The sequence below is a fragment of the Rhodobium orientis genome (assembly GCF_003258835.1).
Taxonomy (GTDB): domain Bacteria; phylum Pseudomonadota; class Alphaproteobacteria; order Rhizobiales; family Rhodobiaceae; genus Rhodobium; species Rhodobium orientis.
The window spans coordinates 24,652-37,382 of record NZ_NPEV01000010.1; the positions used below are offsets into that span (position 1 = coordinate 24,652).

13 protein-coding genes are annotated in these 12,731 nt (G+C 64.3%); 1 reads left to right on the forward strand and 12 read right to left on the reverse strand.

What is annotated here, in order from left to right:
- The 8 genes from CH339_RS06740 to CH339_RS06770 all read right to left on the reverse strand — a co-directional run bounded on the left by CH339_RS06740 (position 1) and on the right by CH339_RS06770 (position 7,246).
- The gene (locus CH339_RS06740) at positions 1-876 is read right to left on the reverse strand and encodes a phosphonopyruvate hydrolase (RefSeq protein WP_111433652.1); all 876 of its coding nucleotides are present in this window, start codon (positions 874-876) and stop codon (positions 1-3) included.
- A 13-nt stretch (positions 877-889) separates the two neighbouring features.
- A complete protein-coding gene (locus CH339_RS24270) occupies positions 890-1,192 on the reverse strand; it encodes a hypothetical protein (RefSeq protein ID WP_146610122.1) in 303 nt (100 codons plus the stop codon).
- A gap of 105 nt (positions 1,193-1,297) precedes the next feature.
- Positions 1,298-1,456: a hypothetical protein gene (locus CH339_RS24605; RefSeq protein ID WP_170138427.1), complete on the reverse strand. Its 159-nt coding sequence runs from the start codon at positions 1,454-1,456 to the stop codon at positions 1,298-1,300.
- Positions 1,457-1,854: 398 nt separating this feature from the next.
- Positions 1,855-3,237 carry an aminotransferase gene (locus CH339_RS06750; protein ID WP_111433653.1) on the reverse strand — a complete coding sequence of 461 codons (1,383 nt, stop codon included), beginning with the start codon at positions 3,235-3,237 and terminating at the stop codon, positions 1,855-1,857.
- Between the two features lie 20 nt (positions 3,238-3,257).
- Complete coding sequence (locus CH339_RS06755; RefSeq protein ID WP_111433570.1) at positions 3,258-4,325, reverse strand: ABC transporter ATP-binding protein; 1,068 nt, start codon at positions 4,323-4,325, stop codon at positions 3,258-3,260.
- A gap of 6 nt (positions 4,326-4,331) precedes the next feature.
- Entirely contained in the window at positions 4,332-5,180 is an 849-nt protein-coding gene (locus tag CH339_RS06760; RefSeq protein ID WP_111433571.1) for a carbohydrate ABC transporter permease, read from the reverse strand.
- Positions 5,177-6,082, reverse strand: coding sequence for a carbohydrate ABC transporter permease (locus CH339_RS06765; RefSeq protein WP_111433572.1), 906 nt, complete (start codon positions 6,080-6,082; stop codon positions 5,177-5,179). Before CH339_RS06765 ends, CH339_RS06760 begins: the two co-directional genes overlap by 4 nt.
- Before the next feature lie 3 nt (positions 6,083-6,085).
- Positions 6,086-7,246, reverse strand: coding sequence for an ABC transporter substrate-binding protein (locus tag CH339_RS06770; protein ID WP_244669070.1), 1,161 nt, complete (start codon positions 7,244-7,246; stop codon positions 6,086-6,088).
- Positions 7,247-7,492: 246 nt separating this feature from the next.
- On the opposite strand from CH339_RS06770, the gene CH339_RS06775 reads away from it, so the two are divergent.
- The gene (locus CH339_RS06775; protein ID WP_111433574.1) at positions 7,493-8,668 is read left to right on the forward strand and encodes an ROK family transcriptional regulator; all 1,176 of its coding nucleotides are present in this window, start codon (positions 7,493-7,495) and stop codon (positions 8,666-8,668) included.
- Between the two features lie 84 nt (positions 8,669-8,752).
- Here CH339_RS06775 and CH339_RS06780 read toward each other — a convergent pair whose 3' ends face one another.
- The 4 genes from CH339_RS06780 to CH339_RS06795 all read right to left on the reverse strand — a co-directional run bounded on the left by CH339_RS06780 (position 8,753) and on the right by CH339_RS06795 (position 12,720).
- The gene (locus CH339_RS06780; RefSeq protein ID WP_111433575.1) at positions 8,753-10,099 is read right to left on the reverse strand and encodes a TRAP transporter large permease; all 1,347 of its coding nucleotides are present in this window, start codon (positions 10,097-10,099) and stop codon (positions 8,753-8,755) included.
- Positions 10,092-10,583: a TRAP transporter small permease subunit gene (locus CH339_RS06785; protein WP_201240960.1), complete on the reverse strand. Its 492-nt coding sequence runs from the start codon at positions 10,581-10,583 to the stop codon at positions 10,092-10,094. The genes CH339_RS06780 and CH339_RS06785 overlap by 8 nt, the downstream gene beginning before the upstream one ends.
- A gap of 182 nt (positions 10,584-10,765) precedes the next feature.
- Positions 10,766-11,818 carry a TRAP transporter substrate-binding protein gene (locus tag CH339_RS06790; RefSeq protein ID WP_111433654.1) on the reverse strand — a complete coding sequence of 351 codons (1,053 nt, stop codon included), beginning with the start codon at positions 11,816-11,818 and terminating at the stop codon, positions 10,766-10,768.
- A gap of 74 nt (positions 11,819-11,892) precedes the next feature.
- Positions 11,893-12,720: an MBL fold metallo-hydrolase gene (locus CH339_RS06795; RefSeq protein WP_111433577.1), complete on the reverse strand. Its 828-nt coding sequence runs from the start codon at positions 12,718-12,720 to the stop codon at positions 11,893-11,895.
- Positions 12,721-12,731 lie beyond the last annotated feature (11 nt).

Sequence of the window (12,731 nt, forward strand, 5' to 3'; positions counted from 1 at the left end):
CTATCGCAGGAACTTCTTTTCGTTTTCCTTCACATCTTCCATCCGTTGCAGGCGAAAGATCTCTGACACCGGGACGATATCGTTGTTGACGTTTTGGATGCCGCCATCCTCGATAATTCGCGCAAATACCTTCTGCATCGACGTTACCGCGGCTCTGATCGCGTGATTGCCGTAAATGAGAATGCCGACCTTTCCGAGCGCCCTGGCGCGGGCCTCGGTCATCTGTGGATAGGCTGTCGGGACGATCGTGATCGGGATATTTCCATCCCAGGCATTGATGAAGCTTTCGATTTCGTCGGGCGTCTTTTGCTTGGAGTGAATCAGGATCAGGTCGGCACCGGCCTGTTCATAGGCATGAGCGCGCTTCAGCGCCTCGTCCGCGCCAAGGCCGGCAATCAGCGCCTCGACCCGTGCGATAACCAATAGATCGGAATTCCGGCGCGCATATCTGGCGGCTTCGATCTTCCCTTGAAACTCTTCGATCGGAACGAGGTCCTGCCGCCCGCCGGCGACCAGCGACGTCACCTTCGGAAACATCTTGTCTTCGATGACGATCGCGCTCGCGCCGGCCGCCTCATATTGCTCGACGGTGTGCAGCACATTGATCGCGTTGCCATAGCCGGTGTCGACATCGGCAATGATGGGCAGCGTCGTGCGCGCTGCCATGTTTCGCAGATTGTTCAGGTGTTCGGCCATCGAAACCAGGGAGACATCCGCCAGGCCCTGTGCGGCGGAAAACTCAAAACCACTGGCCCATATGCCGTCAAAACCCGCTTCCTCGACAAGCATCGCCGACAAGGGGTCATGCGCGGCCATCACGCGGGCAAGACCGCCATTCGAAACGATCCGGCGAAGATCGTTGTCTGGTTTTCCCATCTTTCTTTCCAGTTCAGGCATGTTTCGAGGCGCGGCGCTCCTTCACGGCGCGTTCAATGGCAGCGCAGGCACGCAAAAGGGTCTCATGCGAAGCCGCATGTGGGTGGGCGGCACCGTCCTTGGCTTTGTCATGCTCTTGCTTCTTCCTGTCCGGATCGTGTTGGTTGCCGCGGTCACCCATACCAGGGGGCCGGTGCTGCACTGGGCCGTTCAGTCTCGAAAACCTGAGCCGGGCGACCTTCCGGCGCCCGGTCAGCACGGCCGTCGACGTCACAGCGATCGCCGGTTTGCCGGATATGGCCGATATCAGGGTCATTGCTCTGGACCAGCTTCAGGCTGTCAGGGATCGTGACATGGTCATCGAGGCATGGCGCGCCGCAAAAGACGCCGCCAAATAGAGATGCGCCAACGGCACCCTCCGTCACTTCAGGTCGCGCAGGAGGGCGCGGGCGAACTGGGCGAAGAGCCCGACGATCCAGTGCCATCCCTCGACGCTGCTGTAAAAGAGCGTGCCCGACGCCAGGAACATCAGGCACAGCAACAGGCCGCCGTTGAAATGCGGGTCTTCCCAGGATTTCAAGGGTGGCCTTCAGCAGGCGGAGCGCGTTGAGGACGAAAGCAAACATTCAGACCTCCCATGTCTCAGAGCGTTTGACTTTGACCGGGAGGTTTCTGCCGTCAAGGTTCGGGTATGCCGCCTCCGCACGGGCAGGTCTGCTGCTGCCTGTCGGGTGAATGCTTGGTGGCGGTGCCTACCGTCATGTTGTGGGCGAGCGTTTCATGCGGCGGCAGACCTGTCGAGACCTTGGCCGTGCCGCTGCGCCCGCACGGGGTATCGCCGCCGGGCGCGGGTTGCCGGGGGCATCGTCAAACGCCCCCGGCCGTGGTTGCGCCGGTGATCTATGGGTCCTGGCGCCGTTGACCCGCGTCTTCCCCCTCGATGGCCGGTTTTGCTGGAGGACTTCCGGCTTTAAGGGGCTAGCGCACGCCGAGCTGCGCCTCGAGCTGTTTCAGGCTCTTTTCGGTCTTCTCGGCGATCTCGTCGACCTCTGCCTCGCCGACGATCAGCGGCGGGGCGTAGCCCAGCGTGTCGTCCATGCAGCGGCAGATCAGGCCGTTCTCATAAGCGATGTGGTCGAAGGAGAGCCCGACCTTGAGGTCCGGGGCGAAGGGCGCCTTCGTCGCCTTGTCCTCGACCAGCTCGATGCCCCACATCAGGCCTGCGCCGCGCACCTCGCCGATGATCGGCGAGGTCTTGGCAAGCTCGTTGAAATGGCCGGAGAGCCGCGCGCCCATCTTTCGCACGTGCTCGACGACGTCCATCTCCTCGTAGATCGCGATCGCTTCCAGCGCCACGGCGAGGCCGACCGGATGGCCAGAATTGGTGAAGCCGTGGCCGAAATTGCCGCCGGCCTCGTTGAACGCGTAGACGGCATCGTAGATCTCACCTTTGGCGACCACCGCCGAGATCGGGAAATGGCCGGAGGACAGGCCCTTGGCGAGCGCCATCATGTCCGGCTCGAAACCGACCGTCTCCTTGCCGAACCAGTTGCCGGTGCGCCCGAAGCCGCAGACGATCTCGTCGCAAAGGGCGAGGATGTCGTATTTCTTCAGGACCTTCTGCACCTCGGCGAAATAGCTCTGCGGCGGCAGGATGATGCCGCCGCCGGCGTAGATCGGCTCGGCGATGAAGGCGGCGATGGTGTCCGGCCCTTCCGCGACGATCAGGTGCTCCAGGTCGGTGCAGAGCCGCGCCACATAGGCCGCCTCGTCCTCGCCGTTGCGCATGCCGCGATAGGGGAACGGCGCCGATGTGTGCAGGAAGCCGGGCAGCGGCAGGCCGAATTCGCGGTGCATGAAGGTCAGCCCGCACAGCGAGGCGCCGACGATCGTCGATCCGTGGAAGGCGCGTTCGCGGGCGATCACCTTGCGCTTGGTCGGCTTGCCGCGCACCGTGTGGTAGACCCAGGCGAGCTTGATCATGGTCTCGTTGGCTTCCGACCCGGAGGTCGCGAAATAGGCCTTGCCGCCGGCCATGCCGGTCAGCTCGACGAGCTTCTCGGCGAGCTCGGTCGCCTTGTCCATCGTCCGGTTGAAGAACGTGTGGTAGAAGCCGAGCTTGCTGTATTGCTCGCTCGCCGCCGCGGCGAGGCGCTCATTGGTGAAGCCAAGGGTCGCGCACCACAGCCCGGCCATGGCGTCGAGATATTCTTTGCCGTCGCTATCGGTGATGTGGACGCCGTAGCCTTCGGAAACCACGAGCGGCCCGTGCTCTGCGAGGTATTTCGGGTTGGTCTGCGAGTGCAGGTGCACCGCGACGTCGCGCTTGGCGATGGAATTGGGACGGAGTGCTTCGTTCATGTCTTTTTCTTTCCCGTAGGTCACATCAGTCTGTCCCCGCTTTGCGCGTCGAAGACGAGCACGTGCCGGGGATCGATTTCGAAATGGATTGCCGCGCCGACGCTGAGATGCACGAAGCCGGGGACGCTGGCGATGAGGTCTCCGCCCTCCCAGCCGAGCACCACATGGGTTGCCGCGCCGACGGGCTGGACGAGCTGTACCTTTGCCGGAATGCCGGCCTCGGTGAGCCGGACATGTTCAGGCCGGACGCCGACCTCGACGGCCGGGCCGGCGCCGGGCGGCGGGACGAAATCCGGCAGAGTCAGCGCGACGCCGGCCAGCCGCAACACCGCACCATCCGCGCCAGGCTCCAGCTCGCCGGGAACGAGATCGATCTGCGGATTGCCGATGAACCGGGCGACATAGCGCGTTGCCGGGCGCGAATAGATTTCTTCTGGCGTGCCGAACTGCTCGACCTTGCCGCGGTTGAGGACCGCGATGCGGTCGGAGATCGACATCGCTTCCTCCTGATCGTGGGTCACGAACAGGGTGGTGACGCCGAGCTGCTGGTGCAGTTGCTTGACCTCCGCGCGCATCTTTACCCGGAGCGAGGCGTCGAGGTTGGAGAACGGCTCGTCGAACAGGAACACGCGCGGCTCGCGCACCAGGGCGCGGCCGATGGCGACGCGTTGCTGTTGGCCGCCGGACAGCGCCGAGGGCAGCCGTTCCAGGAGTGGCGTCAGCTCCAGCGAGGCGGCGACCGCGGCGACCCGCTCGGCGATCTGCGGCTTTGCCATCTTGCGCATCTTCAGGGTGAAGCCGAGATTTTCGGCCACCGTCATGTGCGGATAGAGCGCGTAGTTCTGGAACACCATGGCGACGTCGCGCTGCACCGGCGACAGGTCGTTGACCCGGCGCCCGCCGATCAGGATGTCGCCCTTGGACGGGTCCTCCAGGCCGGCGACCATGTTGAGCGTTGTGGTCTTGCCGCAGCCGGACGAGCCGAGCAGGGTGACGAACTCGCCTTCTTCCACGGTCAGGTTGATGTCGTGGCAGACACCCACGGCGCCGAAGGATTTGTCGACATGTCGAAGTTCGATCTGGGACATGGGGGCTCAACCCTTCATCATGCCGTCGGCAAAGCCGCGGACGATCTGGTTGCGGAAAATGATGGCGAGCGCGATGACGGGCGCGATGCTGATGGCGGCGGCCGCCATCATCTGCCCGAACAGCGTCTGGTACTGGCCGGCGAACTGGGCGATCACCAGCGGCACGGTCTGCGCGTCCTGGCGGGTCAGGATGAGCGCAAAGAAGAACTCGTTCCAGGCCTCCACGAAGGCGAAGACGGCGGCCGCCCCGAGCGGCGGGATCGAGATCGGCAGCACGATATGCAGGAACGTGCCGACGACCCCCGCTCCGTCGACGGCCGCCGCCTTCTCGATTCCCTCAGGGATGGCGAGGAAGAAGCCGCGCAGGATCCAGATGACGATGGGCAGGTTGAACGACAGGTAGACGAGGCCGAGCGCCAGCACGTTGTCGATCAGGCCGAGGCGGCTGATCACCAGGAACAGCGGGATGGCGATGGCGATGCCCGGCAGCATCTGGGTCGCCAGGACGAGAAAGGCGAGCGCGTTGGCCCGCGGCACGGCGAGGCGGGCCAGCGCATAGGCGGCCGGCGCGCCGATGACGAGCGCGACCGCCGTGGAAAACAGCGCGACGATGAAGGAGTTGAGGATGCCGCGGCCGAGGGCGGCGGCGGAGACGATCACCTCGGTGAAGTTCTCCAGGGTGAAATTGCCGAGCGAGAAATCGGGCGGCTGCACGATCAGCGCCTGCTGCTGCATCAGGCTGGAGACGATGAGCCAGAGGATCGGCGCCGCCGACCAGACGACGAAGAGGATCAGGCCGACGACGACGAGGACCCTGAAGCCGCGATCCCTGCTGCGCGCGGAGGCAAAGCTCATGACGAGATCCTACGCTTGCGCGGCTGCATCAGCCAGACATAGGTGATCGCCAGGAGGAAGGTGAGGGCGAAGATGATGTTGGCGATCGCGGCGCCATAGCCGATGTCGAGGAAATTGAAGGTGACGCGGTAGGCGAGGAAGTTCATCAGCACCGTGGCGTCGGCCGGCCCGCCGCGGGTCAGGACGAAGATGATCTCGAACACCCGGAGCGACCAGATGGTCTGCAGGACGACGGCAATCGCCAGCGCGCTGCGCATGGTCGGCAGGGTGACGTGGCGGAACGCCTGCCAGCGCCCGGCGCCGTCCATATAGGCGGCCTTGTAGAGGCTCTGCGGCACCCGTTGCAGGCCGGCAAGGAGCAACAGCGCGATGAACGGCACCGACTTCCAGACGTCGATGAGGAGGAGGAAGCCGAAGGCCGACCACGGCCGGGCGAGCCAGACCTGGTAGTACTCGATGAGGCCGAGGGATTTCAGAAGGCCGTTGAGGATGCCGTAGTTGGAATTGAGGATCCACTTCCACAGCACCGCGTTGGCGACCGGCGCGATCGCCCACGGGACGACCAGCATGATGCGGAAAAAGCCCCAGCGCCCGAGCGGATGATTGAGCAGGAGGGCGACGGCGAGGCCGATGCTGACGACCAGCGCCACCTCGCCGAAGGAGAAGATCATGGTGTTGACCACCGCCCGGCGGAACGTCTCGTCGCCGGCGAGGCGGATATAGTTGGCGAACGAATTCCATTCCTTGGTGACACCGCCGGCGACCAGCCTCACGCTCTGCGTGGACAGGATGAAACTCTCCACGATCGGATAGGCGAGGATCGCCAGCAGCACGATGGCTGCTGGCGCCACGAACAAGAGGCCGGCCCTGCGCCGGCGTCGTTCAAAGCTGGTCGACGACATGGATCATCCGCGCCGGGCGATGATGGCGGAGGCCAGGGTCTCCGCCTCGGCGATGGCTTCGGCCGCGGTCTTCTGGCCCTGCAACGCCTTCTGGATCTCCGTGCCCACCGCCTGGCTGATCTCGTTGTAGTCGGGCGTGACGAAGCTGTCATAGGGGTGCTGGGCCTGGTCGAGCACGACCTTGGCCAGCGGCATGGTGGCCTGCACGTCCGGATCGTTGAGGACGGACAGACGGATCGGCAGCCAGCCGGTGTCGAGCGCCTGCTTCTTCTGGATCGCCGGATCGAGATAGAACTCGATCAGCTTGCGCGCCTTTTCGGCATCCTTGGTCGACTTGCCGATGGTCCAGGCATCGGTGCCGTCGATCGAGGCGGTGCCGGCCGGGCCCGCCGGCAGGACCGATGCGGCGAGCTTGCCGACGACCTGCGAACCCTTCGGGTCCTGCGCCGGCTTCCACATGAACGGCCAGTTCATCATCATCGAGGCGCGGCCGGACAGAAGCACATTGGTCGCGTCGTTGATGCCGACATAGGAGATCGAGCCCGGATCGGTGCCGGCCGCCTGCAGGTCGATCATCATCTGCAGGGCGGCGACGCCGGCCTCGGTGTTGAAGGCGGGGCTGCCGTCCTCGGCATACATGGTGCCGCCGGCCTGCTGCAGGAACGCCATCCAGTAGGACGCGGTACCGCCGATGCCGGCCGGATCGCCGTAGTTCGACACGAAGCCGTAGCGCCCGTCCCGGGTCAGTTCCTTGGTGTAGCGCAGGAACTCGTCCCAGTCCTTGGGCGGTGCGCCGAGGCCGGCTTCATCGAGGTGCTCCTTGTTGTAGAAGAGGGTCAGCAGCGACAGGGTGAAGATTGCGCCGTAGCGCTTGCCGTTCCAGGTCACGGTGGAAAAACTCGAGCCCGGCATGTCGTCGACCAGTTCCTTGGGCAAATCGTCGACGAACGGCAACAGGAAGGATTCGAACTCTGGGACCCAACCGCAATTGTACATCACGTCCCACGGGGCCGAGCCCGAGGCAAAGGCCGTCGCCATGCGGTCGTGCAGCTGCGGCCAGGCGACGAGGTCGTATTTCACGTCGGCACCGTTCGCCGCCTTCCAGGCATCGAACTCTGCGCCGGCGAACTTGGCGGCCCCCGGAGGGGCGGGATCGGGCGGCAACGGGCCGAATACGCCAAGGGTGCTATCCTGGGCAGCGGCCGGGCGGGAAAAACCGTTTGGCAACAGGCTCGCAGCCCCGAGGGCCGCGGCGCCCGTCAGGGCGTTTCTACGTGTAAGCTTCAAGGACATTGCATGCTCTCCATCGTACCGGAACCAGACATTGACGATCTTGAGGCGGGCAATTAATCCCTGTCAATAGTTTGTCTGTCATTATGACATATTAAATCGAAAAGGCGGTTTTCTGCGATGCTCAAAGGCACCAACAACGTCCAGGCCAAGCTCAACAACCTTTGGGTTGTGTTCGAGGCGGCCCGGATTCACGGCCCGTTGTCGCGCACCCGGATTTCCGAAGTCACGGGTTTGTCGAAGCAGGCCGCGTCGGTGCTTGTCGACCAGTTGCTGGAATTGGGTTTCGTCAAAGAGGAAAAATCGAAGGAACGGCGGGTCGGCAAACCGCCAAAACCGGTGTTTCTCAACGACGACGGCGCCTTCACCATCGGACTGCATGTCGACTACGGCCGCATGTCCGGCGTCGCCATGAATCTCGGCGGCAGGATCCTGGAACGCGAGGGCGCCTCGCTGACCGAATTCGCGCCGGACCGGGTGGCGGAAAAGCTGGCCGGCATCGCCCAGCGGTTGCTGGAGCGGGTGGAGATGGACCGCGACCGGTTCTACGGCATCGGCCTTGCCACTCCGGGCCCCTTCGGCGTCGCCGGCATCAGCCCGCCGCGCCTGCCCGGCTGGGACGGCGTCACGCTCGCCGAACACCTGCGCACCGTCGCCGGCGTTCCCGTCGCGCTCGCCAATGACGGCCAGTGCGCGGTCTCGGCCGAGGGGCGGTTCGGCGAGACGGCGCGCACCCTCGGCAATTTCGTCTACATCTATCTCGGCAACGGCCTCGGCACGGGCATCATGGTCGACGGCGCGGCCTTCGGCGGCAACAACGGCAATGCCGGCGAGCTCGGCCACACCATCGCCATCACCGACGGCCACCCCTGCATCTGCGGCAAGCGTGGCTGCCTGGAGACCTATGTGTCGATCGACTCGCTGAGGCGGTTCCTGGAAGAGCGCGGCCAGGCCATCGCCGACATCGGCGAGCTGGACTCCCTTTCAGCGGAGATGCCGGCCGTCTCCGAATGGATCGACATCGGCGCCGAACCCCTTCGCATCGGCGTCAACGCGCTGGAAAACCTGTTCGACCCGGAAACCATCATGCTCGGAGGCGACGCCCCGGCCTGGCTGATCGATGCGTTCATCGAGCGCACGCAGCCGCTCTATCCGTCCGTGTCCCAGGTGAGCCGCAAGATCCCGCGCCTGATGAAGGCGGAACTCGGCGCCGACGCGGTGATCCGCGGCGCGGCGATCCTGCCGGTCCTCAGCCGGCTCAACCCGCACTATTCCGACGAGAACATGTTCGCCTGACCGGCCGGACGATGTCCGCGCCGGAGCGTTCCGGCGCGGTACATGCGGTAGCGAACAGGCAGCGGGCTCGTCGCCAAAGCCGCGCTAGTGGGACGGCCCGATCATCTGGGCCGGCAGCCAGGTGATGATGCTCGGGAACAGGGTGAACAGGATCAGCGAGAACACGATGATGCCGACGAACGGCAGAACGCCGCGGATGATCTCGCCCATGGTCAGGCCGACCTCCTCGGGCGCCGCGCCCTTCAGCACGAAGATCGACATCGCCATCGGCGGCGTCTGGAAGGCCATCTGCAGGTTGATGCAGATCATCATGCCGGCCCACAGCGGATCGAAGCCGAGCTTTGCCAGGATCGGCGAGAAGATCGGCACGATGATGAAGACGATGCCGATCCACTCGATGAACATGCCGAGCATGAACACGATGATCATGATGACCAGGAACGAGGCCCACCGTCCGCCGGGAACGGCGAGGATCATTTCCGCGACGACGTCGCCGGCGCCGGCATTCATGAAGATGCCGACGAAGGCGTAGCACAGCGCGGCGATCAGCACGACGAAGGCGCTGACCCTCAGCGTCTCGATGCTGGCGTCCCGGATCATGCCCCAACTGAACTTGCCGTAGACGACGGCCAGCAGGATGGAGGCGAAACTGCCGACGGCCGCAGCTTCCGTCGGCGGCGCGATGCCGGCGAAGATGGTGCCGAGCACCGCGACCATCAGCGCCACCGGCGGCACCAGCGCCATCAGCAGCTTGCCGACCTTGTCGACGGTGAACGGCGTCACCTGGTCGGCCGGGATCGGCGGGCCGAGGGCCGGATTGAGCTGGCAGCGGGTGACCACATAGAGGATGTAGAGGCTCGACAGGATGAGGCCCGGGAACACCGCGCCCATGAACATCTGGCCGATCGACAGGCCCGCCTGGGGCGCGTAGACCACCAGCATGATGCTCGGCGGGATCAGGATGCCGAGCGTTCCGGACGCGACGATGGTGCCGGCCGCCAGCGAGCGGTCGTAACCGCGGCTGACCATCGGGCTGAGCGCGATCAGCGCCAGGATCGTCACCGACGCGGCGATGACGCCGAGGCATGCGGCGAGGATGGTGCCGAAGATGATGGTGACGAGCAGCAATCCGCCCCGGAACGATCCGAGGGCCTCGTAGAGGCGCTGGTAGAGCTCCTTGGTGATCCCCGACTTCTGCAGCACGACCCCCATGAAGGTGAACAGCGGCACCGCCAGATAGGGGTAGTTCAGCGACAGGTCGTAGAAGCGGGAATAGAGGATGTGGAAGGTCGTCGTCGTGCCGAAGGTCACAAGGCCGATGAAAAAGGCGATGCTGCCGATCACAAAGGCGATGGGAAACCCGGTCAGGGCGAGAACGAAGACGCCACCCAGCATGAGGATGGCAACGAGTTCGGGGCTGAGCTCAATCAAGGGTCTCGTTCCTTACCAAGAAGTAGAGGTCGCGCGCGAATTTCGCGGCGGCCTGCAAGAGAAGCAGGAACAACCCGATCGCAAAAAGGGTGCGGTAGGGGGCGGCCGGCGGATACCAGAAGCTGTTGAACATGACCTCGTTGATGCGCCAGGCGCGGATCGCCCAGGTCACCGACATCTCGAACATGATGATCATCAGCGGGAACAGGAAAACGGCGGCGCCGATCACGTCGATCAGCGCCTTGGTCCGGTCCGAACAGCGGCTGTAGAGCAGGTCGACCCGGGTGTGGGAGTCCTTCATGTAGGTGTAGGACGCGCCGAGCAGGTAGATCGCGCCGCCGGCCATGCACATGGAATCGTAGGCCCAGATGGTCGGGGCGTTGAAGAAGTGCCGGGAGATGGTCTCGAAGGTGCCGATAAGGACCAGGAGCACGGCAAACCACTTCCCAACGGCGCCCGAGGCCGCGCTCAGGCGGTCGATCATTCGCGGTAGCTTTCTTACGAAGGTCACGTAGTCCTCCCTGCCCTTATCGGATGTTGTTTTATTGGCTGGCTTGCGGGCCTGAAGCGGGTTGCCTTCCGTCGGGAGCGAGCAACACGCTTCAGGCCGTTGGTTTCACGCGATTTCTTGTCCCGAAAAGCCTCTCGGCTTTCTGCGAAAGCGCGTCAGGCGTGGGCGGCCTCGTAGGCCGTGCGATACGACGTCATGGAATCGTAGATCTCCTTGAAGATCGGCGATTCCTTCTCGCTCTTTTCGGCGTAGAACGTGTCGGCCTCGGCCGTCAGCGCGGCGACGATGTCTTCGGGCACCTGCCGCACTTCGTTGCCGGCCGCGCGGAACTCCTCGACGGCCTTGATCGACTCGTATTCCAGGTACTCGTGCTGGTCCTGGGTGAAGCGCGCGACCAGACCCTGGACGAGTTCCTTCAGGTCGTCCGGCAGGGCCGCCCAGGCCTCCTTGTTGACGAAGAACACCTGCGGATCGCTCGGCGCGCGGGCGGGCGAGACGTAGACGTATTTCGCCACCTCGTTGAAGTGCATCTTCCAGTTCGAGGCCAGGGTCGAATATTCGAAGGCGTCGATGGTGCCGCGCTGCATGGCCTCGTAGAGCTCGCCGCCCGGAATGATGACGGTTGCCGCGCCGAGGCGCTTGAAGATCTCGCCGCCGTCACCCATGCAGCGGGCCTTCAGACCCTTGACGTCGTCCATGCTCTTCAACTCGACCTTGGAGTGGAAGAAGACCTCCGGCGGCAGGGGCGACAGCGCGCCCGGGAAGGTCATGGCGTTGTAGCTCTCGCCCATCATCTTGTTCATCAGGTCGGCGCCGCCGGCAAAGTCGAACCAGCTCCTCAGCGCGTTGCCGGCAAGGCAGCCCGGACGCGAGCTGATCAGTCCGGCGGCCGGCCATTTGTCGAGATTGTACATCGGGCAGGTGTAGGCCATCTGCAGGACGTTCTGCTCGACCGCGTCCAGTTCCTGGTAGGCGGGGACGATGGAGCCGCCGACGAACGGCTTGACGGTCAGGCGGCCGTCGCTGGCCTTGGTGATCGATTTGCAGAGCATGTCATGATAGATCTGCGAGGGATCGGAGGCGGGGCCGTGTCCGGACGACCGCCAGGTGATCTTGTCCGCCGCCTTGGCGGTGACGACAAAGGGTGCGGCCAGCGGCGCGGCACCGGCCAGGGCTCCGAAACGCAGAAATTGTTTTCTCGTCAGCATCTTGTATTTCCTCCAGTTTTTCATGCTGTCTTTGTTGCCGCCGAGGCTTTCTCGTGCGGCGCCTTTTCCGGCACCTAGTGGAAGACCAGAGAGGTGCCGGTGTGATTGTGGTAGTGGCGTGCGCCGAGCGCGCGCATCTTTTCCGTGGCCACCGGCCCGGTGCAGTGCGACGCGCCGATGACCGAAATGCCTTTCCGGTCGAGATAGTCGAGCGTCAGGGCGAGTCGTTCGGGTGTCGCCTCCATCAGGTGCGTGCCGCCGAGAACGGCATGGATCGGCCGCCCCAGCCGCTTCTCGGCAGTGTCGAGCAGGTTCTTGATGCCCGGATGCGAGCAGCCGACGACGGCGACGATGCCGGGCGGCGTCTCGATGGCCAGCATCACCTCGTCCGAGAACGTGTCGTTGACGAAGCCGTCATCCGTGCGCAGCTTGAAGCGCGGATTGACCGCCTCGTCCTCATGCGTGCGCTCGAAATCGGTGATGATATGGATGCCCGGCACTAGCTCGCTGATCGGTCCGGCGACGGTCGTGTGCCCGATGCCCCTGGCGGCCAGCCAGTCCTCGTCGAAATCGTTGCCGAGGAATTCGTAGGCCGCATCGAGGGCGGCGTATTTTTCAACGAAGAAACCCTTGCCGGTGACGAGCTCGAAGGCCTCGTTCACGGAGGCCAGATGGCGCAGCCCGCCGGTGTGGTCGTAATGGCCGTGGCTGAGGACGACCCGGCCGACGCGTTTCAGGTCGATATGCAGGTGCTGCGCGTTGTGAAGGAGCGCGTCCGAGGCGCCGGTGTCGAACAGGATCTGGTCGCTGCCCGTATCGATGTGAAAGCAGAGCCCGTGCTCGTGCCGGAGCGCCTTGTGCTCTCCCGGGCTGTTTTCGACGACGGTGGTAATCTGGATCATGCAATCCTCCA